The organism is Citrobacter sp. C348, assembly GCF_047467975.1.
GTDB classification, from domain to species: domain Bacteria; phylum Pseudomonadota; class Gammaproteobacteria; order Enterobacterales; family Enterobacteriaceae; genus Citrobacter; species Citrobacter gillenii.
Genome location: NZ_JASJUJ010000015.1, coordinates 58,303 through 81,766, shown reverse-complemented (window position 1 = coordinate 81,766; position 23,464 = coordinate 58,303). Strand labels below are relative to the sequence as shown.

Here is a 23,464-nt window from a genome sequence, read left to right as displayed (position 1 = left end):
CACTCACGTTTACAAGCTTCCCGCCGGGCGCTTACCTCTGCCCGCAGAACTTAACGTTCTCCCCGTTTGCTTTCCGCTGAGGCTCTCCAGACGCATCTGGAACGGTGGGAATGGCATATCAATACCGTGCTCACGGAAGCCCGCCAGAATCAGCTGGTGGATCTCGTGGCGCAATGGCATACGGTGTCCCATCTCTGCGGCATAGATACGCAGCTCAAAGATCTGAATCCCCTGCTGAAGGTCAACCAGGAAGACTTCCGGCGCCGGTGTGTCGATAACCAGTGAGCAGCGCTGGGCGGCAGTGAGCAGGATTTGCGTGACCTCTTCGCTGTTGGCTTCTGACGGTGCAGGAATGGTCAATACCACACGAGTCACTGAGTCGGATAACGACCAGTTGATAAACTGCTCGGTGATAAACGCCTTGTTGGGCACGATGATCTCTTTACGATCCCAGTCGCTGATGGTGGTCGCGCGGGTGTTAATCTTGGTCACGCTGCCGGTGAGGTCGCGAATGGTCACCGTGTCGCCAATACGAATTGGTTTTTCAAACAGGATGATCAGGCCGGATATAAAGTTGGCGAAGATCTCTTGCAAACCAAAGCCCAAACCAACACCGAGAGCAGCAACCAGCCACTGCAGTTTCGACCACTCAATACCAATCATTGAGAAGCCCACCAGGCCACCAATTAGCATCAGTAGATACTTGGTTATAGTGGTGATGGCGTAACCGGTACCTGGTGTTAAATCCAGGTGCTGCAACAGCGCCAGTTCCAGCAGTGCAGGCAGGTTACGCACCAGCTGGGTGGTGATGATAAACACCAGAATGGCAATAAGCACTGCGCCCAGCGTAATCGGCTCTAAGCTTTCTACGCCCTGCACCGTGGACGTCACATCCCATAGTGAGATATTTTCCAGGAAGCCGAACGCGGAATGAATTTCTGACCACAGCACGATGACTGAAAGCAGGGCGATGAGCATCAGGATAGACCGCACCAGGCGCAGCGACTGTGCGCTTATCGCGTCCAGATCGACTTCGCTTTCATCGATATCTATCGCTCCTTCCAGGCTGGTTGAGTGCGCGGGTTCTTCTTCACCACGTGCACGCTGCGCCAGCATTTCTGCGCGTCGGTGTTTGGCGCGGTCAAAAGCCAGACGACGGCGCTGGATAAGCATCCAGCGGCGGATGACGTGATAAACCACCAGCAACAAGAACCATATAGCAACAGACGTCTCCAGGCGGGCCAGCAGCGCCTGTGCTGTGGCCAGGTAACCTACCGCGGCCGCAAGAATGGCAACTAACGGGGCACCCATTAGCATATTCCACAGCATGCTGTTGACCATGTTGTCGCCGTTACCCTCTTTGTCGAGGTACAGCGGAATACCGGCGCGCTTCAGGCTCAGGGTGACGATGGCCAGTGCGCCACAGATCAGCATAAAGCACAGGCGACCCAATGAGGCGGAGAACTCCCGGTCATTGAGATTATCAAACATGATCACCGCCATGATCAGCGGAACAATCAGCCCGATGCTCATCAGGTAATAGTGCATAGCTTTAGCGACGCGGTTGCGCGGCCAGCCAAAGTGCGCGATGAACAGACCATTCGGCCGCGCAAAGGTGGCGCAAATCATCACCGCCCACAGCATAGGCACCGTGGCGGTCACACCATCGCCGATGGCGACGGCCAGCGGATAGGGCCAGGCTTCCTGCAGGCCGTAACCCAGTGTCGCCCACAGCACCGGCAGCGGCGAGGCAACGAGAATTGACCAGAATACCGTTCGTATCGTCAGCCAGAAGTGATCCTGGGTGACTTTGCCGACCCGCGCAGACGATCGCTCAAGAAAGCGGGTGAAGTGCTTACGCGAATAGAGGCTAAACCCCACCAGCACCAGCGCGGCGAACAGCGGCAGCAGCGTGGCCTTACTGGTGAGCATCATGACGCTGGCTTTACCAAGCTGATTAAACGTATCTAATGAGATTAGACGACGCAGATCCTGAACCAAATCGACCGGCCAGGAGAGTGAAATCGGACTGACGTCAGAGGTCCAGAACAGATAGCGGTGCGTGGCTTCGTTAACCTCTTTCAGCGCATCTTCCAACTGACTATTGGAGACTTTCAGCTTGGTTAACTCGAGTATCAGCGTATCGCCGCCCTGTAGCAGGGAATTCAACAGCTCACGCTGGGTACGCAGTTGGGCATTGAGAATACGGGTCTGCTCTGCGGTAAGCGGCTGTCCATCCGCTTGATGGATCTGGCGTAGCTGCGGCTGTTTGTTGAGGAGGTCTTCATAGCGCATGCGATGTACGCGAAGCTGCGCCATTTCGGTATCGAGCTGTTGCGGCTTAGGCATTTCAGGTAGACGGGAAACCTGCGCGCGAAGAGCTTCGCCCAGCATATTCGACGCTCCCAGCCACTGTGACTGCTCGCGCAGCGTGTTCAGCGCCTGACGTACCTGCAACGTTTGACCGGTGGCCTGGCGCTGTTGAGACGCCACCAGGTCCATGCGTTGTGCCTGCTGGTTTAACGCCTGTGACAGTTCGCGGTTGACCTTGAACTGATCGACAATGCCTTCCGGCAGTCCCGCACTGTTTTCTGCCAGCAGCTCGGTGCTTTCCAGCGCCCGCTCCGCTTCACGCTGCCGCTGGCTATTGAGCTGATTTCGTAATGCCTGCAGGTAAGCGTCGAGCTGCTGGCTCTGTTTTTCGGCCAGTTCGGAGCGCATACGCGCCAGTTCCTGACGATTGTTGGCGGAAAGTTGAGCCAGCTCCAGCTCATCGACCAGCGCTTTGAGTCTGGCGGATTCAGCCTGCAACGACTGATTGAGCGGCGTATTGCTGCTGGCTGCGCCAAGGCGTCGCTCAATCTCATTTAACTGACGGCGGGCATCGGTTTGCTGTTGGGGAAGCTGGTTTAATGAATCGGCGATTTCCCGGGCGCGATCTTGCTCCTGCTGGGCCTGACGGCTTTTTTCCAGCAACTGGCTGCTGACCTGCAGGATCTCCTGGTTTAAGGCATCAGTCGAAAGGTCTGTAGGAATGCTGCGCGGTTCATCACGCAGGTTGCTAAGCTGCGCGCGAAGCGTCGCGGACAGCTTGGGGAAGTTATCAATAACCTGCTGATACTGTTCGGCGCGCTCGAGAGAGCCTTTACGCTCTTCAAGGGCATTCAGCGCGGACTGGAGCGCCTCGACGGCTTCCGGCTGAGCGGGTTTTGCCGCTTTGGCCTGCTCCAGTTCCTGGGTAATTTGTTTGGTATCGGGGGCCGTCGCAGCGTACGCCCCCTGGCTGAGGCACCAGGCCATCAGAAAAGTGATAATCAGGCGCACAGCAGCGATTCCTATGTTTAACTTTCGTCTTTTTTGTCGTCAACCAGCGGGCTGGCAGCGTGTTCTGCTTCGATCTCGTCTTGCGCAAGCGGGGCGGGTTCGGCCTCTGGCGTCACGAACGTTTCGGTAGAGATTGCCATCGGTTGACCGATTTTGGTGACCGAAAGATCCTGCAACTGCTCGACCAGATTAACTTTGCCTGGCGCAAACAGGTTGATGACGGTTGAACCAAGCTTAAAGCGGCCCATTTCCTGGCCTTTCAGCAGCGCCACTGAACCTTCACTTTCACCTTCAGGCCATGTCCAACGCTTAATTACGCCTTCACGCGGTGGCGTGATGGTGCCAGCCCAGACAGTTTCGATGCTACCGACGATGGTTGCACCGACCAGAATTTGCACCATCGGGCCAAATTCAGTGTCAAACAGGCAAATAACACGTTCGTTACGGGCAAAAAGGTTGGGCACGTTTTGCGCGGTCAGAATGTTGACCGAGAAAAGATCGCCGGGCACGTACAGCATTTCCCGCAGGATACCGTTACACGGCATATGTACGCGGTGGTAATCACGCGGTGAGAGGTACGTCGTGACAAACGTTCCGTTACGGAACTTGTCCGCCATCTGGTAGTTACCTGCCAGCAGTGCTTCAAGGCTGTAGCTGTGCCCTTTGGCCTGCAACAGTTTGTCTTCTTCGATGTTCCCCAACTGGTTAATCACGCCGTCAGCTGGCATAACCAGAACATTCGGGTCGGTATTAATTGGGCGGGCATCGTCACGCAGTGGGCGCACGAAGAAGTCGTTAAAGGTGCGATAGCTGGCGGTATCCGGCTTCTGCGCCTCTGTCATATCGACCTTGTAATATTTCACGAACAGATCGATAACCAGTTTAGTTAGCCATCCAGCTCGTTTGCTTGCACCCCAACCCGCCAGGCGAGTGAGCCATAGTTTCGGCAGAATGTATTGTAGCGAAAGCTTAAATGAGTTTAACAAGGTAGCCTCCAGGCCATAATTTGTTCCCGATCCGGCATGCGGGCCGGATCCTGAAAAAAGGGGGACGATTCTAGCGATGCTTAGCTTAGTTGTCAGTTGTCCGTATCAGAAAAGTTTTTACGCGTTTTTACCTGCGCCATGCTTTCGAGGATACGGTGATAATTTTCAAACCGAGTTTCGGCGATAGCCCCTTTCTCTACTGCTTCGCGGATAGCGCAGCCTGGATCCGTATCATGTTTACAGTCGCGGTATTTGCAATGACCTAAGAAGTCATGGAATTCGACAAACCCGTGGGTGATTTGTTCCGGCTCAAGATGCCACAACCCAAACTCACGTACGCCGGGGGAGTCGATGACGTCACCGCCGTGCGGGAAGTGGTACAAGCGAGAGGCCGTGGTGGTGTGTTGCCCAAGACCGGAGTTATCGGAGACATCGTTGGTCAGGATCTCTTTCTGCAGGCCGAGCAGGTTATTGAGCAGGCTGGATTTGCCCACGCCTGATTGACCAGCAAAAATGCTGATGCGATCGGTCAACGCTTCCTCAAGCGGCTGCAGGCCGTCTTTTTTATGGCTGGAGACCATCAACACGCGATAGCCAATATTGCGATAGATATCCATCTGCTCATTCACGAAGACCATGCCTTCATCGTCGAGCAGATCGATTTTGTTGAGTACGATAATGGGCTCAACCTGCAACGTTTCGCAGGCAACCAGATATCGGTCGATAATATTGAGTGACAGCTCGGGTAAGATGGCTGAGACAATGACGATTTGGTCGATGTTGGCCGCAATGGGTTTTACACCGTCATAAAAGTCCGGACGCGTTAGCACCGAGGTACGTTCATGTACCGCTTCAACGATCCCTTTAACGTTCACGCCTTCGGCTGCGGCCTTACCTGGACGCCAGACTACACGATCGCCGGTTACCAGCGAACGAATTGTGCGACGGATGTTGCAACGGTGGACATCGCCGTCGGCAGACTCCACGTCGGCATGCATGCCAAAGCGGCTGATAACAATACCTTCAGCGGTCTCGCCAAACAGGTTGTCGTCGTAGTCGGGCTTCTCCGTGGACGTTTTAAGACGACGCTGGTGATTGGCGTTCACGCGGCGCTGTTGGCCTTTGGAGAGTTTATTTTTACTCAATCGTACTGACTCCTGGTCGCCCATGATGGGCAAAACATTTATGATACACGCAATTTTAGATGAATATAGTCACACTGAATGTGACGTCTGAAGGGTGGAAAATAGCATGAGTGGCAATGAAAACAACCTGATTTGGATCGATCTGGAGATGACAGGTCTGGATCCCGAGCGCGATCGCATTATTGAGATCGCGACGCTGGTGACTGACGCCAATCTGAATATTCTGGCTGAAGGACCGACGATTGCCGTCCACCAGTCCGACGCGCAGCTGGCGCTAATGGATGACTGGAACGTGCGTACGCATACCGGAAGTGGTCTGGTGGAGCGCGTGAAGGCGAGCACCATGGGCGATCGTGAAGCGGAGCTGGCGACGCTGGCATTTTTAAAAGAGTGGGTTCCGGCGGGGAAATCCCCGATTTGTGGCAACAGCATCGGCCAGGATCGTCGTTTCCTGTTTAAATACATGCCGGAACTGGAAGCGTATTTCCATTATCGCTATCTGGACGTTAGCACGTTGAAAGAGCTGGCCCGTCGCTGGAAGCCGGAGATCCTCGATGGCTTCACGAAGCAGGGGACACACCAGGCGATGGACGACATTCGTGAGTCCGTCGCTGAGCTGGCTTACTACCGTGAGCATTTTATTAAGCTTTGATTTTGTTCTCCGGTGGCTTGCGTCACCGGCTTTTTGACGCTAAATTGTCCAGCTTGATTGTAAAGTAATCACTTGAACGAGTTTTCAAAAAAATCGTATTCAAGGGGGTTGCAGCTAAACGAATTTCTCGTATAATGCGCCTCCCGTAACGACAGAGATTTACGCGTTACGACAGCAACAAAAGCAGTACAGATTTGCGGGAATAGCTCAGTTGGTAGAGCACGACCTTGCCAAGGTCGGGGTCGCGAGTTCGAGTCTCGTTTCCCGCTCCAAAATTTGAAAAGTGCTTTCTAAGCACAGACCACCAATCGCAGGATTTCGAATTGCGACAAGGCGGCAACTGAATGAATCCTTGGGAACTTACTTGAGTAAGTGACTAAGGTGAATGAAGGCAGCCAACGCAGTAGCGTTTCGAAAGACGAAGATTAAGCGGGAATAGCTCAGTTGGTAGAGCACGACCTTGCCAAGGTCGGGGTCGCGAGTTCGAGTCTCGTTTCCCGCTCCAAAATTTGAAAAGTATCGCAAGATACGCACCACCCAAGCGGGAATAGCTCAGTTGGTAGAGCACGACCTTGCCAAGGTCGGGGTCGCGAGTTCGAGTCTCGTTTCCCGCTCCAAATTCTTATCTCAATAAACATATCCACAACGAATAATCGCGTTGGGGCTGTTTTCTTTTGTCTTTGACATACTCTTGTAAACAGACTTATCCACAGGTCAGAGTAATATTCCTGGAATGCAAAAAACTTCGCCTGGTGAATAGTATCTTTATAACTATTTGAGTTTAATGAATTAATTATCATTTCAAATTGTTAATGTGATCACTTGACGATTTTTTCCTTCTTGAATATCAATGTGTTTTTATTTTTATACACAAGCTGTGGATGACTTAAGCATCACGCGGCAGACCTTTTTCAATCACCCTGACCAGTCGCTGTTTCTTTGGTAACTGGACTTCAACCACGCAGGCATTTCTTTTCTCAATCTGCTGCGCAATCGCCCATTCTATGTGCTCGTCGAGAAGTGGGTGCTCACCTCTGCGATTTTCCAGCGCATTTATTACGGTTTCATCCCACGGGGCATTTCCCAGCGCGACGGCGATATTTCGCAACCAACGCAGGTGTCCGATGCGACGAATAGCCGAACCTTCCGTCACTTTTAAAAACCACGCTTCGCTCCAGCCAAACAGCTCAATCAGTTCCGGGGCATGCAGTTGTTTACGTGGGCTAAAGTCATCTTCTACAGTGAGCTGCGAATAGCGATTCCAGGGGCAAATGAGCTGGCAGTCATCGCAGCCATAGATTCGGTTGCCCAACAGTGGGCGAAACTCTTCCGGGATAGCACCTTCCAGTTCGATCGTGAGATAGGAAATACAGCGGCGGGCATCAACGGTGTAGGGTTCAACGATGGCGCCCGTGGGGCAAATGGTCATACAGGCCACGCATTTACCGCAGGCTTCTTCTACAGGCTGATCCACAGGAAGCGGTAAATCGATCAGCAGTTCACCAAGGAAGAAAAATGACCCGGCTTCACGGCTAAGAATTAGTGAGTGCTTACCAACCCAGCCAAGCCCGGCTTTTTCCGCCAGCGGACGCTCCAGAATGGGCGCAGAATCGACAAAAGGTCTAAAATTCAGCGAAACGCAATGCTGCTGGATCAACTCTCCCAGCTTTTTTAAACGGTTACGCAGCAGCTTATGGTAGTCACGGCCCAGTGCATAACGGCTGATGTAGCCCAGCGACGGATTTTTTAGCGTGCTGGCAAACGCGGCGTTGGCGGGGAGATAATTCATCCGTACGCTGATGACGCGTAAAGTTCCGGGTAATAACTCGTGGGGGCGGGCGCGCATCATGCCGTGACGGGCCATCCAGTCCATTTCGCCATGGTATTGTTTATCCAGCCAGGCCTGCAGTTTGGGTTCGGCTTCGCTAAGGTCTGTATCGGCAATACCGACCTGCTGAAAGCCAAGTTCCAGCCCCCACTGCTTAATTTTTTGTGCTAACTGATTGAGATCGAGGGGCTCTGACATGACGGACCATACAATGAAGAAAAACCCCGCAAGTATACCACACTCCATCTGGCACGCCGATGACATCAAACGGATGGAACATGAGGCGGCAGACAGCCTTGGGCTGACGCTGTATGAGCTGATGCAACGTGCGGGAGAGGCGGCGTTCCAGGTTGCTCGCAATGCATATCCTGCCGCTCGGCACTGGCTGGTGCTCTGTGGCCACGGTAATAACGGCGGCGACGGCTATGTCGTGGCGAGACTTGCCAAAGCCGCGGGGATTCACGTCACGCTATTAGCGCAAGAAAGCGACAAACCGCTCCCACAGGAGGCAGAACATGCTCGTCATGCCTGGCTGAACGCAGGTGGCGTTATCCACGCCCCGGATATTATCTGGCCGCAAGAGGTGGATGTGATTATCGATGCGCTGCTCGGCACCGGCTTAAAACATGCACCTCGCGACCCACTGGCGACATTAATCAAACAGGCGAATGCGCATTCTGCTCCCACAGTGGCTATTGATATTCCTTCCGGTCTGCTGGCGCAGACGGGGGGAACGCCCGGAGCGGTGATTCATGCTGCCCATACAGTGACCTTTATTGCATTGAAGCCCGGTCTGATCACGGGCAAAGCGCGTGATGTCACAGGGCGTATCCATTTTAACGCGCTCGGGCTGGATGTCTGGCTGGCGGGGCAGGACGCGCCCATTCAGCGCGTTGATGCCTCACAGCTTAGATGCTGGCTGACACCACGCCGCGCAACATCGCACAAAGGTGACCATGGTCGACTGGCGATCATCGGGGGTGACTATGGCACAGCAGGCGCCATACGCATGGCCGGTGAAGCGGCGCTTCGCGCTGGTGCCGGATTGGTTAAGGTGCTCACGCGCAGTGAAAATATTGCACCGATCCTGACCGCCCGTCCGGAACTGATGGTCGATGAGTTGACGCCTCGCGCGGTGGAGGAAAGTCTGGTGTGGGCGGATGTCGTGGTCATCGGTCCCGGACTTGGGCAGCAAGAGTGGGGAAAAAAAACACTGCAAAAAGTTGAGAATTTTCGCAAACCGATGCTGTGGGATGCCGATGCGCTTAACCTGCTGGCAATCAATCCCGATAAACGTCACAATCGCGTGATCACGCCGCATCCGGGCGAGGCTGCGCGACTGTTGGGCTGCTCCATTACAGAAATTGAAGACGATCGCTTACTTTCTGCACAACGTCTGGTAAAACGGTACGGAGGTGTGGTGGTGCTGAAAGGAGCGGGTACGGTAGTGGCCTCGGAGCACAATGCATTAGCCATTATCGATGCCGGTAACGCAGGAATGGCCAGCGGCGGTATGGGTGATGTCCTTTCCGGAATCATTGGCGCATTGCTCGGACAGAAGCTTACCCCGTATGATGCTGCGTGTGCGGGATGTGTGGCGCACGGCGCGGCAGCGGATGTGCTGGCGGCGCGATTTGGTACGCGCGGCATGCTGGCGACAGATCTCTTTACCACGCTACAGCGTATTGTTAACCCTGATGTGATTGACGTTTATCATGATGAATAGAGTAATTCCGCTACCGGATGAACAGGCGACATTAGACCTGGGACTGCGGGTCGCGAAGGCCTGTGACGGCGCAACGGTTATTTATTTGTACGGCGATTTAGGCGCGGGTAAAACCACCTTCAGCCGGGGATTCCTGCAGGCGCTAGGTCATAAAGGCAATGTAAAAAGCCCCACCTATACGCTGGTCGAACCCTATTCGCTTGAAAATTTAATGGTATATCACTTCGATCTGTACCGACTTGCGGACCCCGAGGAGCTCGAATTTATGGGGATCCGTGATTATTTTGCCAATGATGCAATTTGCCTGGTGGAATGGCCACAACAAGGTAAAGGTGTGCTCCCGGACCCGGACGTCGAAATACACATCGAATACCAGGCGCAAGGTCGAGAGGCGCGCGTAAGTGCCGTCTCCTCATCGGGTAATTTATTGCTGGCGCGTTTAGCCGAATAACCTTAAAGGGTGGCGGGATGATTTATCGCATCAGAAATTGGCTGATGGCAACCCTGGTCCTGCTGTGCGCGCAGGCAGGGGCCGCCAGCCTTTCCGATCTTCAGGTTTCTAACGGCGAACAACAGGCGCGGATTACGCTCAGTTTTATTGGCGAGCCTGAATATGCTGTTTCGCAGGACGGGAAGCGCACCGTTGCGCTGGATATTAAACAAACCGGCGTGATTCAGGGACTGCCGCTGCTGTTTAGCGGTAATAACCTGGTTAAGGCCATCCGTGCGGGTACACCGAACGATCCACAGTCTTTGCGACTGGTTGTCGATTTAACCGAGAACGGAAAAGCCGCCGCTGTAAAACGGCAAAACGGCGGTAACTATACCGTGGTGTTTACCATCAATGCTGATGCACCTCCGCCGCCACCGCCACCTCCTGTGGTGGTGAAGCGCGTTGAAGCACCCGTTGTCGCTCCGCGTCCGTCAGAACCTGCGCGTAACCCGTTTAAAACGGAAAATAATCGCACGACAGCCGTCATCAACAGTAATACGGCCACGCGGCCTGCCGCTCGGGCGGTGAGCAACAATAATGGCGATAAAGTGGTCATTGCGATTGATGCCGGGCACGGTGGACAAGATCCTGGCGCGATTGGTCCTGGCGGCACGCGTGAGAAAAACGTCACCATCGCCGTCGCGCGTAAGCTGCGCAGTCTGCTCAATGACGATCCGATGTTTAAGGGCGTACTCACTCGTGACGGCGATTACTTCATCTCGGTGATGGGCCGTTCTGACGTGGCGCGTAAACAAAATGCCAACTTCCTGGTCTCCATTCATGCTGATGCGGCACCCAACCGGGATGCCACGGGTGCTTCCGTTTGGGTGTTGTCAAACCGTCGAGCCAACACTGAAATGGCTGGCTGGCTGGAACAGCACGAGAAGCAATCGGAGCTGTTGGGTGGTGCGGGTGATGTGCTGGCCAACAGTCAGTCCGACCCGTATTTGAGTCAGGCGGTGCTGGACCTGCAGTTCGGTCATTCACAGCGTGTAGGGTATGATGTGGCAACCAGTATGATCGGCCAGCTGGAGCGCATTGGTTCGATGCATAAGCGCCGCCCGGAGCACGCCAGCCTTGGCGTATTGCGTTCTCCGGATATCCCGTCTGTGCTGGTTGAAACCGGCTTTATCAGTAACAACAGCGAAGAACGTTTGTTGGCGAGCGATGATTATCAGCAGCAACTGGCCGAGGCGATTTACAAAGGATTGCGTCATTACTTCCAGTCGCATCCGATGCAAACCGGGCCACAGGGCGCACCGGCGCAAACTGCCAGCGCCATCTCGCCGGGCGACACGTTAACCAATTAAGGATTAGCCATGCCAATTCAGGTTCTACCGCCACAGCTGGCGAACCAAATTGCCGCAGGTGAAGTGGTAGAACGGCCTGCGTCAGTGGTTAAAGAACTGGTAGAAAACAGTATCGATGCGGGTGCAACGCGCATTGATATTGATATCGAACGTGGTGGCGCCAAGCTGATCCGTATTCGTGACAACGGCTGCGGCATTAAAAAAGACGAGCTCGCGCTGGCGCTGGCGCGTCATGCGACCAGTAAAATTGCCTCCCTTGACGATCTCGAAGCTATTGTTAGCCTCGGATTTCGCGGGGAAGCGCTGGCCAGCATCAGCTCGGTCTCTCGTTTAACCCTGACGTCACGTACGCAAGAACAATCCGAAGCCTGGCAGGCCTATGCCGAAGGGCGCGATATGGATGTGACGATTAAACCTGCCGCACATCCGGTGGGCACCACGCTGGAAGTGTTGGATCTGTTCTACAACACGCCAGCACGGCGTAAGTTCATGCGCACCGAGAAAACCGAATTTAACCATATCGACGAGATTATCCGCCGCATTGCGCTGGCGCGTTTTGATGTGACCATAAATTTATCGCACAACGGTAAAATGGTGCGTCAGTACCGCGCAGTCGCCGCCGATGGGCAGAAAGAGCGTCGTCTGGGCGCGATTTGCGGCACGCCGTTTCTGGAGCATGCGCTGGCGATTGAGTGGCAGCATGGCGATTTAACGCTGCGTGGCTGGGTCGCTGACCCGAATCACACCACGGCGGCGCTGGCCGAAATACAGTACTGCTATGTGAATGGCCGTATGATGCGCGATCGACTGATCAACCATGCTATCCGTCAGGCCTGTGAAGACAAACTTGGGGCCGATCAACAGCCAGCGTTTGTCCTGTACCTGGAAATCGACCCGCATCAGGTGGACGTTAACGTGCATCCTGCCAAGCATGAAGTCCGTTTCCATCAGTCCCGACTGGTGCATGACTTTATCTATCAGGGGGTGCTGAGCGTATTGCAACAGCAGCTTGAAACGTCGCTGCCGTTGGCCGATGACGACACGCCTGCGCCAAGGCATATCCCGGAGAACCGGGTTGCGGCTGGACGAAACCACTTTGCCGAACCCGCCCCCGCGCGTGAACCGGCTACACCGCGTTATTCCGTATCGGCAGGCGGTGGTGGTGGCCGTCAGGCGAGTGCCAGTTGGCCTCATGCTCAGCCTGGGTATCAAAAGCAGCAGGGGGAAGTTTATCAGCAACTGCTGCAGACACCTGCGCCAACGCATAAAACCACGATGCCTGAAACACCCGCGGCACCGCTTACCGGAAATAGCCAAAGTTTTGGTCGTGTATTGACGATCGTGGGGGCTGACTGTGCATTACTGGAATGTGACGGTCATATTCGCCTGCTGGCGTTGCCGGTGGCCGAGCGCTGGCTGCGTCAGGCGCAGTTAACGCCAGCGCAAGGACCCGTCTGCGCCCAGCCGTTACTGATCCCCTTGCGTTTGAAAGTGACCGATGATGAGAAGAAGGCACTGGAAAATGCACAGAGTCAGTTGGCTGAGTTGGGCATTGAATTTCAACTGGATGCGCAGCATGTGACCATCCGAGCGGTGCCTTTACCCTTACGCCAACAAAATTTACAAATCTTGATTCCTGAACTGATAGGCTACCTGGCGCTGCAGTCCGTATCCGAATCTGGCGATATTGCACAGTGGATTGCGCGCAACGTCATGAGTGAACATCCGCAGTGGAGTATGGCTCAGGCCATTACGCTGTTAACGGATGTTGAGCGGCTATGCCCACAATTAGTGAAGGCGCCGCCGGGTGGTCTGTTACAACCTGTTGATTTACATTCGGTAATGAACGCCCTGAAACATGAGTGATACCAGTAAGGCGAGCCTGCCAAAGGCACTGTTTTTGATGGGGCCAACGGCCTCCGGTAAAACGGCATTAGCAATTGAATTGCGTAAAGTTTTGCCAGTAGAGTTGATAAGCGTTGATTCCGCCCTTATTTACAAGGGGATGGATATCGGTACAGCTAAGCCGGATGCTGAAGAGTTAAAGGCTGCGCCGCATCGACTGCTGGATATTCGCGATCCAGCGCAGGCGTATTCCGCGGCGGATTTTCGTCGTGATGCGCTAGCCGAGATGGCCGATATCACCGCAGCGGGACGAATTCCGCTGTTAGTGGGCGGCACAATGTTATATTTCAAAGCCTTGCTGGAAGGGTTGTCGCCGTTACCGTCGGCGGATCCGGAGGTCAGGGCCAACATTGAGCAGCAGGCGGCAGAGCGTGGATGGGATGCGTTACACCGACAGCTTCAGGAGATCGATCCAGTTGCTGCGGCGCGGATTCATCCAAATGATCCGCAAAGACTTTCCCGGGCACTGGAAGTTTTTTTCATTTCGGGTAAAACTTTAACGGAGCTGACGCAAACGTCAGGAGATGCTTTGCCGTATCAGGTGCATCAGTTTGCAATCGCCCCGGCGAGCCGTGAACTGCTCCATCAGCGAATTGAGCAGCGTTTTCATCAGATGTTAGCTTCAGGTTTTGAAGCAGAAGTCCGGGCGCTTTTTGCCCGAGGAGATTTGCATACGGATTTGCCTTCCATTCGTTGTGTTGGGTATCGCCAGATGTGGTCGTACATTGAAGGCGAAATTTCATACGATGAAATGGTTTATAGAGGTGTTTGCGCCACGAGGCAGTTGGCGAAGCGGCAGGTAACCTGGTTGCGTGGTTGGGAAGGGGTGCACTGGCTTGACAGTGAAAAGCCTGACCAGGCGCGAAACGAAGTATTACAGGTTGTTGGTGCTATCGCGAATTGAATGTGTACAATTGAAACGTATCGTGCGCAATTTTTCAGAACCATAAGGTTCAATACGCAAAATCATTCTAGTTGCATCAAGGCAGCGAGAGAGTGAACCCCAGGAGCTTACTCAAGTAAGTGACCGGGGTGAACAAACGGAGCTAACGCAGAGGCAACCTGAAGGATGAAGCGTATTAAGTACAAATAAGCATATAAGGAAAAGAGAGAATGGCTAAGGGGCAATCTTTACAAGATCCGTTCCTGAACGCATTGCGTCGGGAACGTGTTCCAGTTTCTATTTATTTGGTGAATGGTATTAAGCTGCAAGGTCAAATCGAGTCTTTTGATCAGTTCGTGATCCTGTTGAAAAACACGGTCAGCCAGATGGTTTATAAGCACGCGATTTCTACTGTTGTCCCGTCTCGCCCGGTTTCTCATCACAGCAATAATGCCGCCGGCGGCACTGGCAGCAACTACCATCACGGTAGCAACGCGCAGGGTTCTTCTGCGCAACAGGACAGCGAAGAAACCGAGTAAGGTTTTGGGCTGTTTTACACACGGGGAGCCAGAGATCCTGCGTTCCCCGTTGATATATATTAAGGGGTTGACGCTTGTTTGACCGTTATGATGCCGGTGAGCAGGCGGTACTGGTACACATCTATTTTTCGCAAGACAAAGATATGGAAGACCTCCAGGAGTTTGAATCTCTGGTTTCTTCCGCCGGTGTCGAAGCAATGCAGGTGATTACCGGGAGCCGTAAAGCACCGCACCCGAAGTTTTTTGTTGGTGAAGGTAAGGCAATCGAAATTGCGGAAGCCGTAAAAGCGACTGGCGCTGCGGTGGTGATTTTTGATCATGCTTTGAGCCCTGCCCAGGAACGTAACCTGGAACAGTTATGCCAGTGTCTTGTTATCGACAGGACCGGTCTCATTTTAGATATTTTTGCCCAGCGTGCGCGTACCCATGAAGGTAAGTTGCAGGTTGAGCTGGCGCAGTTGCGCCATATGGCTACGCGTCTGGTCCGTGGCTGGACCCACCTTGAAAGGCAAAAGGGCGGGATTGGTTTGCGCGGTCCGGGTGAAACCCAGCTCGAAACCGACCGTCGTTTGCTGCGTAATCGTATTTTGCAGATCCAGTCGCGCCTGCAAAAAGTTGAAAAGCAACGTGAGCAGGGGCGGCAGTCGCGCAAGAAAGCGGATGTCCCAACCGTATCACTGGTGGGATATACCAACGCCGGAAAATCCACCCTGTTCAACCAGATAACCGAAGCCCGGGTTTATGCAGCAGATCAACTGTTTGCGACCCTGGATCCGACGCTACGTCGTATCGATGTGGCGGACGTCGGCGAAACCGTGCTGGCGGATACCGTAGGGTTTATCCGTCATTTACCGCATGACCTGGTAGCGGCATTTAAAGCCACTTTACAGGAAACTCGTCAGGCGACATTGCTGCTGCACGTGATTGATGCGGCAGATTTTCGTGTGCAGGAAAACATTGAGGCCGTCGATACGGTACTCGAAGAGATCGATGCGCATGAGATCCCGACTCTGCTGGTGATGAATAAAATCGATATGCTGGACGATTTTGAACCGCGTATCGACAGAGATGAAGAAAATAAACCAATCCGCGTTTGGGTTTCAGCGCAAACCGGTATTGGCATACCACAGCTTTTTCAGGCTTTAACAGAGCGTCTTTCTGGTGAGGTTGCGCAGCATACGCTGCGTTTGCCGCCGCAGGAAGGGCGTCTGAGAAGCCGGTTTTACCAACTTCAGGCAATAGAAAGAGAGTGGATGGAGGAGGACGGCAGCGTAGGTCTGCAAGTACGTATGCCAATCGTTGACTGGCGTCGCCTCTGTAAACAAGAACCGGCACTGGAAGACTATGTTGTCTGACCTGTCGGATATGGCCTGAAGATTTTTTCGCCTCTATACCTCGTGGATTTTGTACGGTAGGAAGGCGGCAAGTCCCGACATCCCCAAACGCATAGTCAACTATGTGACTGGGGTTGAAGGGCGTAGCCAACGCATCTGCAACGCAAAAGACGCAGGTATAGCATCGCATAACAAATATGGAGCACAAACATGGCGTGGAATCAGCCCGGTAATAACGGACAAGACCGCGACCCCTGGGGAAGCAGCAAACCTGGCGGCAACCCTGAGGGAAATGGAAACAAAGGTGGTCGCGAGCAGGGGCCTCCCGATCTCGATGATATCTTCCGCAAGCTGAGTAAAAAACTCGGTGGTCTGGGTGGCGGTAAAGGTACAGGCTCTGGTGGCGGTAGTTCATCGCAAGGTCCGCGTCCGCAACTGGGCGGTCGAGTCTTTACTATTGCTGCAGCCGCTATTGTCATTATCTGGGCAGCCAGCGGTTTCTACACCATTAAAGAAGCGGAACGCGGCGTAGTAACACGCTTCGGTAAATTCAGCCATTTGGTTGAGCCGGGTCTGAACTGGAAACCGACATTTGTGGATACCGTTACGCCGGTAAACGTTGAAGCCGTGCGTGAACTGGCAGCCTCCGGTGTGATGCTGACTTCTGACGAAAACGTCGTGCGCGTTGAGATGAACGTGCAGTACCGCGTGACCGACCCGCAGAAATATCTGTTTAGCGTGACCAGTGCTGATGACAGCCTGCGTCAGGCAACCGACAGTGCACTGCGTGGGGTTATCGGTAAATACACCATGGACCGTATCCTGACCGAAGGGCGTACCGTTATTCGTAGCGATACCCAGCGTGAACTGGAAGAAACCATTCGTCCATACAACATGGGTATTACCCTGCTGGACGTCAACTTCCAGGCTGCTCGTCCGCCGGAAGAAGTGAAAGCGGCATTTGACGATGCCATTGCGGCGCGTGAAAACGAGCAGCAGTACATTCGTGAAGCAGAAGCGTACACCAACGAAGTACAGCCGCGTGCTAATGGTCAGGCGCAGCGTATTCTTGAAGAAGCGCGTGCATACAAAACACGAACCATCCTGGAAGCTCAGGGTGAGGTGGCGCGTTTTGCCAAAATCCTGCCGGAATATAAAGCCGCACCGCAAATTACTCGCGAGCGTCTGTATATCGAGACCATGGAAAAAGTGCTGAGCCATACCCGTAAGGTGTTGGTTAACGACAAGGGTGGCAATCTGATGGTTCTGCCGTTGGATCAAATGCTAAAAGGCGGCAACGCTCCGGCAGCCAAGAGTCAGAGCAGCTCAAACCTGCTGACTCTGCCGCCAGCATCCTCTTCCAGCACGGGAGCAAGCAACACTTCGTCCACCAGTCAGGGCGATATTATGGACCAACGCCGCGTTAACGCGCAGCGTAACGACTACCAGCGTCAGGGGGAATAACGATGCGTAAGTCAGTTATTGCGATTATCATCATCGTTCTGGTAGTGCTGTTCATGTCTCTCTTTGTGGTCAAAGAAGGCGAGCGTGGTATTACTCTGCGCTTTGGCAAAGTTTTACGTGACGATGACAACAAACCATTGGTTGTTGCACCGGGTCTGCACTTCAAGATTCCATTTATTGAATCCGTGAAGATGCTTGATGCGCGTATTCAGACCATGGACAACCAGGCCGATCGCTTTGTCACCAAAGAGAAGAAAGACCTGATCGTTGATTCCTACATCAAGTGGCGTATCAGTGACTTCAGCCGTTACTACCTGGCAACGGGCGGTGGCGATGTTTCTCAGGCAGAAGTTCTGCTGAAACGTAAGTTCTCTGACCGTCTGCGTTCTGAAATTGGTCGTCTGGACGTAAAAGACATCGTTACCGACTCTCGTGGTCGCTTAACGCTGGAAGTCCGTGACGCGCTGAACTCGGGTTCTGCAGGTACGGAAGACGAAGTCGCAACGCCGGCAGCGGATAGCGCGATTGCCGAAGCGGCTGAGCGCGTTCAGGCTGAAACCAACGGTAAAGTACCGGTCATCAACCCGAACAGTATGGCGGCGTTGGGGATCGAAGTGGTTGACGTGCGTATTAAGCAAATCAACCTGCCTGCTGAAGTGTCTGAGGCGATCTACAACCGTATGCGTGCTGAGCGTGAAGCCGTAGCACGTCGCCATCGTTCACAGGGTCAGGAAGAAGCGGAAAAACTGCGTGCAACAGCGGACTATGAAGTCACCAAAACGTTGGCAGAATCTGAGCGTCAGGGCCGTATTATGCGCGGTGAAGGCGATGCAGAAGCCGCTAAACTGTTTGCTGATGCATTCAGTCAGGATCCTGACTTCTACGCCTTCATCCGTAGCCTGCGTGCTTATGAGAAGAGCTTCGAAGGCAATCAGGACGTGATGATCATGAGCCCGGACAGCGATTTCTTCCGCTACATGAAGACGCCGAGCAACGCAACACGCTAAACTCGCACCCGCGGTTTTAAACCAGCAAAACCACCAGCATCCCCAAGGATGCGGTGGTTTTCTTTTTAGATAAGGACAACGGATGAACTCAATAATTTTGTTGGCACTCGCGCTGGTTTTGGTGCTGGAAGGACTGGGTCCGATGCTATATCCCAGTGCCTGGAAGAAAATGATCGGGGCAATGGCGCAACTTCCTGAAAATATTTTGCGGCGTTTTGGTGGAGGTCTTGTGGTTGCAGGCGTGGTGGTCTACTACATGTTGAAGAAAACGATTGGCTGACCAATAAGTAGACTAATTTACGGATTTCCGCATGCAAAAAGTGCTGTATATCTGAAAAAGCGGTGGTAGAATCCATTTTTAAGCAAACGGTGATTTTGAAAAATGGGTAACAACGTCGTCGTACTGGGCACCCAATGGGGTGACGAAGGTAAAGGGAAGATCGTCGATCTCCTGACTGAACGGGCTAAATATGTTGTGCGCTACCAGGGTGGTCACAACGCAGGCCATACTCTCGTAATCAACGGTGAAAAAACCGTCCTCCATCTTATTCCATCAGGTATTCTTCGCGAAAACGTCATCAGCATCATCGGTAACGGTGTTGTGCTGTCTCCGTCCGCGCTGATGAAAGAGATGAAAGGACTGGAAGACCGCGGGATTCCTGTCCGTGAGCGCCTGCTGCTGTCTGAAGCGTGTCCGCTGATCCTTGATTATCATGTTGCGTTAGATAATGCGCGTGAGAAAGCACGTGGCGCGAAAGCGATCGGCACCACCGGTCGTGGCATCGGGCCAGCTTATGAAGACAAGGTAGCACGTCGCGGTCTGCGCGTTGGCGATCTGTTTGATAAAGCAACCTTCGCTGAAAAACTGAAAGAAGTGATGGAATATCACAACTTCCAGCTGGTGAATTTCTATAAAGTTGAAGCCGTTGACTACCAGAAAGTGCTGGATGATGTGATGGCGATTGCCGACATCCTGACCTCTATGGTTGTTGATGTTTCCGATTTGCTGGACCAGGCGCGTAAGCGTGGCGATTTCGTCATGTTTGAAGGTGCGCAGGGTACGCTGCTGGATATCGACCACGGTACCTATCCGTACGTAACGTCCTCCAACACCACCGCAGGTGGCGTGGCGACCGGCTCCGGCCTGGGTCCGCGTTATGTGGACTACGTTCTGGGTATCATCAAAGCCTACTCTACTCGTGTAGGTGCGGGTCCGTTCCCGACTGAACTGTTTGATGATGTCGGCGAGTTCCTGTGCAAGCAGGGTAACGAATATGGCGCAACCACCGGTCGTCGTCGTCGTACCGGCTGGCTGGACTCCGTTGCTGTGCGTCGTGCTGTACAGATTAACTCCCTGTCTGGCTTCTGCCTGACCAAACTGGACGTCCTGGACGGTTTGAAAGAAGTGAAAATCTGTGTCGCTTACCGTATGCCGGATGGCCGTGAAGTCACGACTACCCCGCTGGCAGCTGACGACTGGAAAGGCATCGAGCCGATCTACGAAACCATGCCTGGCTGGTCTGAGTCCACCTTCGGTGTGAAAGAGCGTAGCGGTCTGCCGCAGGCAGCGCTGAACTACGTCAAGCGTATTGAAGAGCTGACCGGTGTGCCGATTGATATCATTTCAACTGGCCCAGACCGTACTGAAACCATGATCCTGCGCGACCCGTTCGACGCATAATCATGTGTAGCGCAGTGCCTGATGGCGCTGCGCTTGCTTTATCATAGGCCGGATAAGATGTATTGCATCGGTATCTGGCTTAAAATCACGTAAGTTCCTCGCTTTTTTCCTTCCCGAACTGAAATAAATTAGCGACCTGGCTGGTGGCTGGTTTATCATCAATATAATTAATACTACCAGGCTTATCCGTTTTATCCTTTTTTCCTGAGGTTGATGTGCAGTTAACAAGTTTCACCGATTACGGATTACGTGCGCTAATCTACATGGCGTCGCTACCCGAAGGACGTATGACCAGTATTTCTGAGGTGACAGAAGTCTACGGCGTGTCCCGTAATCATATGGTCAAAATAATTAATCAACTTAGCCGGGCTGGCTTCGTTACTGCTATCCGTGGAAAAAATGGCGGTATCCGCCTGGGCAAAGCGGCAAAAGATATTGGTATTGGTGATGTGGTCCGCGAGCTGGAGCCGTTGACGCTGGTCAACTGTAGCAGCGAGTTTTGCCACATTACCCCTGCCTGTCGACTCAAACAGGCGCTTTCTAAGGCAGTGCAAAGTTTTCTCACGGAACTGGACAACTACACACTTGCCGATTTGGTTGAAAAGAATCAACCGCTATATAAATTATTGCTGGTGGAGTGACGAAAATCTTCATCAGAGCTGACAATGGAGGAACCTCGATGTCACATGATCCTTTCCAGGAACGCGAAGCAGAAAAATACGCGAATCCCATCCCGAGCCGGGAATTTATCCTCGAACATTTAACTAAACGTGAAAAACCGGCCAACCGCGATGAGCTGGCCGTTGAACTCAACATTGAAGGCGAAGAGCAGCTCGAAGCGCTTCGTCGCCGCCTGCGCGCGATGGAGCGTGATGGGCAACTGGTCTTCACCCGTCGGCAGTGTTACGCACTGCCGGAGCGTCTTGACCTGCTGAAAGGTACCGTTATTGGCCACCGTGATGGCTACGGCTTTCTGCGCGTCGAAGGACGTAAAGACGATCTGTATCTCTCCAGTGAGCAGATGAAAACCTGCATCCATGGCGATCAGGTACTGGCGCAACCGCTGGGCGCGGATCGTAAAGGCCGCCGCGAAGCGCGTATTGTGCGTGTACTGGTGCCGAAAACCAGTCAGATTGTCGGTCGCTACTTTACCGATGCGGGCGTAGGTTTTGTCGTCCCGGACGACAGCCGTCTCAGCTTTGATATCCTGATCCCACCAGAAGAGGTGATGGGCGCCCGCATGGGCTTTGTGGTGGTGGTTGAACTGACCCAGCGCCCAACTCGTCGCACTAAAGCGGTGGGTAAAATTGTTGAAGTGCTGGGTGACAACATGGGTACCAGCATGGCCGTTGATATGGCCCTGCGTACGCACGAAATCCCTTATATCTGGCCTGATGCGGTTGTTAAACAGGTCGCCGGGCTGAAAGAAGAAGTACCGGAAGAGGCTAAAATCGGTCGTGTTGACCTGCGTGATTTGCCGTTGGTGACAATTGATGGTGAAGATGCGCGTGACTTTGATGACGCAGTCTACTGTGAGAAGAAACGCGGCGGTGGCTGGCGTTTGTGGGTTGCTATCGCTGACGTCAGTTATTACGTGCGTCCGCCTACCCCGCTGGACCAGGAAGCGCGCAGTCGCGGGACTTCCGTCTACTTCCCGTCGCAGGTTGTACCGATGCTACCGGAAGTCCTTTCCAACGGGTTATGCTCGCTGAACCCACAGGTAGACAGGCTGTGCATGGTTTGTGAGATGACCATCTCCACGAAAGGGCGTCTGACGGGCTACAAATTCTATGAAGCGGTGATGAGCTCCCACGCGCGTTTGACCTACACCAAGGTCTGGCACATGCTGCAGGGTGATGAGGAGCTGCGTGAGCAATACGCACCGTTGGTGAAACACATTGAAGAGCTGCACAATCTCTACAAAGTGTTGGATAAGGCCCGTGAAGAGCGCGGCGGTATCTCGTTTGAGAGCGAAGAAGCGAAGTTTATCTTCAATGCCGAACGCCGTATTGAACGCATTGAGCAGACTCAGCGTAACGACGCACACAAGCTGATCGAAGAGTGCATGATCCTGGCGAACATCTCAGCGGCACGTTTTGTTGAGAAAGCCAAAGAGCCGGCACTGTTCCGTATCCACGACAAGCCGACGACTGAAGCGATTACCTCCTTCCGTTCCGTGCTGGCGGAGTTGGGACTGGAATTGCCGGGCGGTAACAAACCCGAGCCGCGCGATTACGCCGAGTTGTTGGAGTCGATTGCCGATCGACCTGACGCAGAAATGCTGCAAACAATGCTGCTGCGCTCGATGAAGCAGGCGATTTACGATCCCGAAAACCGCGGTCACTTTGGTCTGGCGCTGCAGTCTTATGCCCACTTTACCTCGCCGATCCGTCGTTACCCGGACCTCTCTTTGCACCGTGCGATCAAGTATCTGCTGGCGCAGGAGCAGGGCCACAAAGGCAATACCACGGAAACCGGTGGCTACCACTATTCGATGGAAGAGATGCTGCAACTGGGTCAGCACTGTTCTATGGCAGAACGTCGTGCTGATGAAGCTACGCGTGATGTTTCTGACTGGCTGAAGTGTGACTTCATGCTGGATCAGGTCGGTAATGTCTTTAAAGGCGTCATTGCCAGTGTGACCGGTTTTGGCTTCTTTGTCCGCCTGGATGAACTGTTTATTGACGGCCTGGTGCATGTCTCCTCGCTGGATAACGACTACTATCGCTTCGATCAGGTTGGGCAACGCCTGACCGGTGAATCAAGCGGTCAGATGTATCGCCTGGGCGATCGCGTCGAAGTGCGTGTGGAAGCCGTCAACATGGACGAGCGTAAAATCGACTTTAGCCTGATCTCCAGCGAACGTGCCCCGCGCAACGAGGGTAAAACTGCGCGTGACAAGGCGAAGAAAGGCGATACGGGTAAAAGCACCGGCCGACGTCGTCAGGCGGGAAAAAAGGTGAATTTCGAGCCGGATAGCGCATTCCGCGGCGAGAAAAAAGGCAAAGCCAAACCTCAGGCGGATAAAAAAACGGCTGAGAAAAAAGGCGATAAAAAAGCGAAAAAACCCTCGACAAAAACGCTTAAAATCGCGGCCGCCACCAAAGCCAAACGCGCGGCGAAAAAGAACGTCGCGCAATAACAGCCATAAACCGTAAGCCGGGCGGCCACCGCGTTGCCCGGCGTT

Annotated in this window: 18 protein-coding genes and 3 tRNA genes; 17 read left to right on the top strand and 4 right to left on the bottom strand. The window is 53.5% G+C overall.

Features of this window, described 5'->3' with window-relative positions; translation table 11 throughout:
• Positions 1-9 precede the first annotated feature (9 nt).
• The 3 genes from mscM to rsgA form a co-directional block, all read right to left on the bottom strand.
• Positions 10-3,324, bottom strand: a complete 3,315-nt coding sequence (gene mscM, locus QNN86_RS22140) for a miniconductance mechanosensitive channel MscM (RefSeq protein ID WP_414212340.1) — start codon at positions 3,322-3,324, stop codon at positions 10-12.
• 17 nt (positions 3,325-3,341) lie between these two features.
• Positions 3,342-4,310: an archaetidylserine decarboxylase gene (gene asd, locus QNN86_RS22135; RefSeq protein ID WP_096758597.1), complete on the bottom strand. Its 969-nt coding sequence runs from the start codon at positions 4,308-4,310 to the stop codon at positions 3,342-3,344.
• Between the two features lie 92 nt (positions 4,311-4,402).
• A complete protein-coding gene (rsgA, locus tag QNN86_RS22130; RefSeq protein ID WP_170972982.1) occupies positions 4,403-5,455 on the bottom strand; it encodes a small ribosomal subunit biogenesis GTPase RsgA in 1,053 nt (350 codons plus the stop codon).
• Between the two features lie 106 nt (positions 5,456-5,561).
• On the opposite strand from rsgA, the gene orn reads away from it, so the two are divergent.
• The 4 genes from orn to QNN86_RS22110 all read left to right on the top strand — a co-directional run bounded on the left by orn (position 5,562) and on the right by QNN86_RS22110 (position 6,724).
• Positions 5,562-6,107, top strand: coding sequence for an oligoribonuclease (gene orn / locus QNN86_RS22125; protein ID WP_096758595.1), 546 nt, complete (start codon positions 5,562-5,564; stop codon positions 6,105-6,107).
• 196 nt (positions 6,108-6,303) lie between these two features.
• Positions 6,304-6,379 (top strand) — tRNA-Gly (locus QNN86_RS22120).
• Positions 6,380-6,536: 157 nt separating this feature from the next.
• Positions 6,537-6,612: transfer RNA gene (locus QNN86_RS22115), tRNA-Gly, on the top strand.
• Positions 6,613-6,648: 36 nt separating this feature from the next.
• A tRNA-Gly gene (locus tag QNN86_RS22110) sits at positions 6,649-6,724 on the top strand.
• Between the two features lie 269 nt (positions 6,725-6,993).
• Here QNN86_RS22110 and queG read toward each other — a convergent pair.
• Positions 6,994-8,133, bottom strand: coding sequence for a tRNA epoxyqueuosine(34) reductase QueG (queG, locus tag QNN86_RS22105; protein WP_115259624.1), 1,140 nt, complete (start codon positions 8,131-8,133; stop codon positions 6,994-6,996).
• Here queG and nnr point away from each other — a divergent pair.
• The 13 genes from nnr to rnr all read left to right on the top strand — a co-directional run bounded on the left by nnr (position 8,132) and on the right by rnr (position 23,419).
• Entirely contained in the window at positions 8,132-9,661 is a 1,530-nt protein-coding gene (gene nnr, locus QNN86_RS22100; protein ID WP_414212339.1) for a bifunctional ADP-dependent NAD(P)H-hydrate dehydratase/NAD(P)H-hydrate epimerase, read from the top strand. The two genes, queG and nnr, sit on opposite strands and share 2 nt — an antisense overlap.
• A complete protein-coding gene (gene tsaE / locus QNN86_RS22095) occupies positions 9,651-10,112 on the top strand; it encodes a tRNA (adenosine(37)-N6)-threonylcarbamoyltransferase complex ATPase subunit type 1 TsaE (RefSeq protein WP_096758592.1) in 462 nt (153 codons plus the stop codon). The genes nnr and tsaE overlap by 11 nt, the downstream gene beginning before the upstream one ends.
• Before the next feature lie 17 nt (positions 10,113-10,129).
• The gene (amiB, locus tag QNN86_RS22090; RefSeq protein WP_182270558.1) at positions 10,130-11,464 is read left to right on the top strand and encodes an N-acetylmuramoyl-L-alanine amidase AmiB; all 1,335 of its coding nucleotides are present in this window, start codon (positions 10,130-10,132) and stop codon (positions 11,462-11,464) included.
• 9 nt (positions 11,465-11,473) lie between these two features.
• Positions 11,474-13,330, top strand: a complete 1,857-nt coding sequence (gene mutL, locus QNN86_RS22085) for a DNA mismatch repair endonuclease MutL (protein ID WP_181618471.1) — start codon at positions 11,474-11,476, stop codon at positions 13,328-13,330.
• The gene (miaA, locus tag QNN86_RS22080) at positions 13,323-14,273 is read left to right on the top strand and encodes a tRNA (adenosine(37)-N6)-dimethylallyltransferase MiaA (protein WP_181618472.1); all 951 of its coding nucleotides are present in this window, start codon (positions 13,323-13,325) and stop codon (positions 14,271-14,273) included. Before mutL ends, miaA begins: the two co-directional genes overlap by 8 nt.
• A gap of 209 nt (positions 14,274-14,482) precedes the next feature.
• Positions 14,483-14,791: an RNA chaperone Hfq gene (gene hfq, locus QNN86_RS22075; protein ID WP_181618473.1), complete on the top strand. Its 309-nt coding sequence runs from the start codon at positions 14,483-14,485 to the stop codon at positions 14,789-14,791.
• Positions 14,792-14,865: 74 nt separating this feature from the next.
• The gene (hflX, locus tag QNN86_RS22070; RefSeq protein WP_096758587.1) at positions 14,866-16,146 is read left to right on the top strand and encodes a ribosome rescue GTPase HflX; all 1,281 of its coding nucleotides are present in this window, start codon (positions 14,866-14,868) and stop codon (positions 16,144-16,146) included.
• A 189-nt stretch (positions 16,147-16,335) separates the two neighbouring features.
• Positions 16,336-17,589: an FtsH protease activity modulator HflK gene (hflK, locus tag QNN86_RS22065; protein WP_181618474.1), complete on the top strand. Its 1,254-nt coding sequence runs from the start codon at positions 16,336-16,338 to the stop codon at positions 17,587-17,589.
• Between the two features lie 2 nt (positions 17,590-17,591).
• Entirely contained in the window at positions 17,592-18,596 is a 1,005-nt protein-coding gene (gene hflC / locus QNN86_RS22060) for a protease modulator HflC (RefSeq protein WP_115259618.1), read from the top strand.
• Between the two features lie 82 nt (positions 18,597-18,678).
• The gene (locus tag QNN86_RS22055) at positions 18,679-18,876 is read left to right on the top strand and encodes a DUF2065 domain-containing protein (protein ID WP_414212338.1); all 198 of its coding nucleotides are present in this window, start codon (positions 18,679-18,681) and stop codon (positions 18,874-18,876) included.
• A 102-nt stretch (positions 18,877-18,978) separates the two neighbouring features.
• Entirely contained in the window at positions 18,979-20,277 is a 1,299-nt protein-coding gene (gene purA, locus QNN86_RS22050; protein WP_096758583.1) for an adenylosuccinate synthase, read from the top strand.
• 215 nt (positions 20,278-20,492) lie between these two features.
• The gene (gene nsrR / locus QNN86_RS22045) at positions 20,493-20,918 is read left to right on the top strand and encodes a nitric oxide-sensing transcriptional repressor NsrR (protein ID WP_096758582.1); all 426 of its coding nucleotides are present in this window, start codon (positions 20,493-20,495) and stop codon (positions 20,916-20,918) included.
• Between the two features lie 38 nt (positions 20,919-20,956).
• A complete protein-coding gene (gene rnr, locus QNN86_RS22040) occupies positions 20,957-23,419 on the top strand; it encodes a ribonuclease R (protein WP_181618475.1) in 2,463 nt (820 codons plus the stop codon).
• Positions 23,420-23,464 lie beyond the last annotated feature (45 nt).

What these genes read in the sequence shown, in the direction of transcription:
- orn (WP_096758595.1), top strand. Translation starts at nt 5,562, where the DNA reads ATGAGTGGCAATGAAAACAACCTGATTTGGATCGATCTGGAGATGACA.
- nnr (WP_414212339.1), top strand. Translation starts at nt 8,132, where the DNA reads ATGACGGACCATACAATGAAGAAAAACCCCGCAAGTATACCACACTCC.
- queG (WP_115259624.1), bottom strand. Translation starts at nt 8,133, where the DNA reads ATGTCAGAGCCCCTCGATCTCAATCAGTTAGCACAAAAAATTAAGCAG.
- tsaE (WP_096758592.1), top strand. Translation starts at nt 9,651, where the DNA reads ATGATGAATAGAGTAATTCCGCTACCGGATGAACAGGCGACATTAGAC.
- amiB (WP_182270558.1), top strand. Translation starts at nt 10,130, where the DNA reads ATGATTTATCGCATCAGAAATTGGCTGATGGCAACCCTGGTCCTGCTG.
- mutL (WP_181618471.1), top strand. Translation starts at nt 11,474, where the DNA reads ATGCCAATTCAGGTTCTACCGCCACAGCTGGCGAACCAAATTGCCGCA.
- miaA (WP_181618472.1), top strand. Translation starts at nt 13,323, where the DNA reads ATGAGTGATACCAGTAAGGCGAGCCTGCCAAAGGCACTGTTTTTGATG.
- hfq (WP_181618473.1), top strand. Translation starts at nt 14,483, where the DNA reads ATGGCTAAGGGGCAATCTTTACAAGATCCGTTCCTGAACGCATTGCGT.
- hflK (WP_181618474.1), top strand. Translation starts at nt 16,336, where the DNA reads ATGGCGTGGAATCAGCCCGGTAATAACGGACAAGACCGCGACCCCTGG.
- hflC (WP_115259618.1), top strand. Translation starts at nt 17,592, where the DNA reads ATGCGTAAGTCAGTTATTGCGATTATCATCATCGTTCTGGTAGTGCTG.
- QNN86_RS22055 (WP_414212338.1), top strand. Translation starts at nt 18,679, where the DNA reads ATGAACTCAATAATTTTGTTGGCACTCGCGCTGGTTTTGGTGCTGGAA.
- purA (WP_096758583.1), top strand. Translation starts at nt 18,979, where the DNA reads ATGGGTAACAACGTCGTCGTACTGGGCACCCAATGGGGTGACGAAGGT.
- rnr (WP_181618475.1), top strand. Translation starts at nt 20,957, where the DNA reads ATGTCACATGATCCTTTCCAGGAACGCGAAGCAGAAAAATACGCGAAT.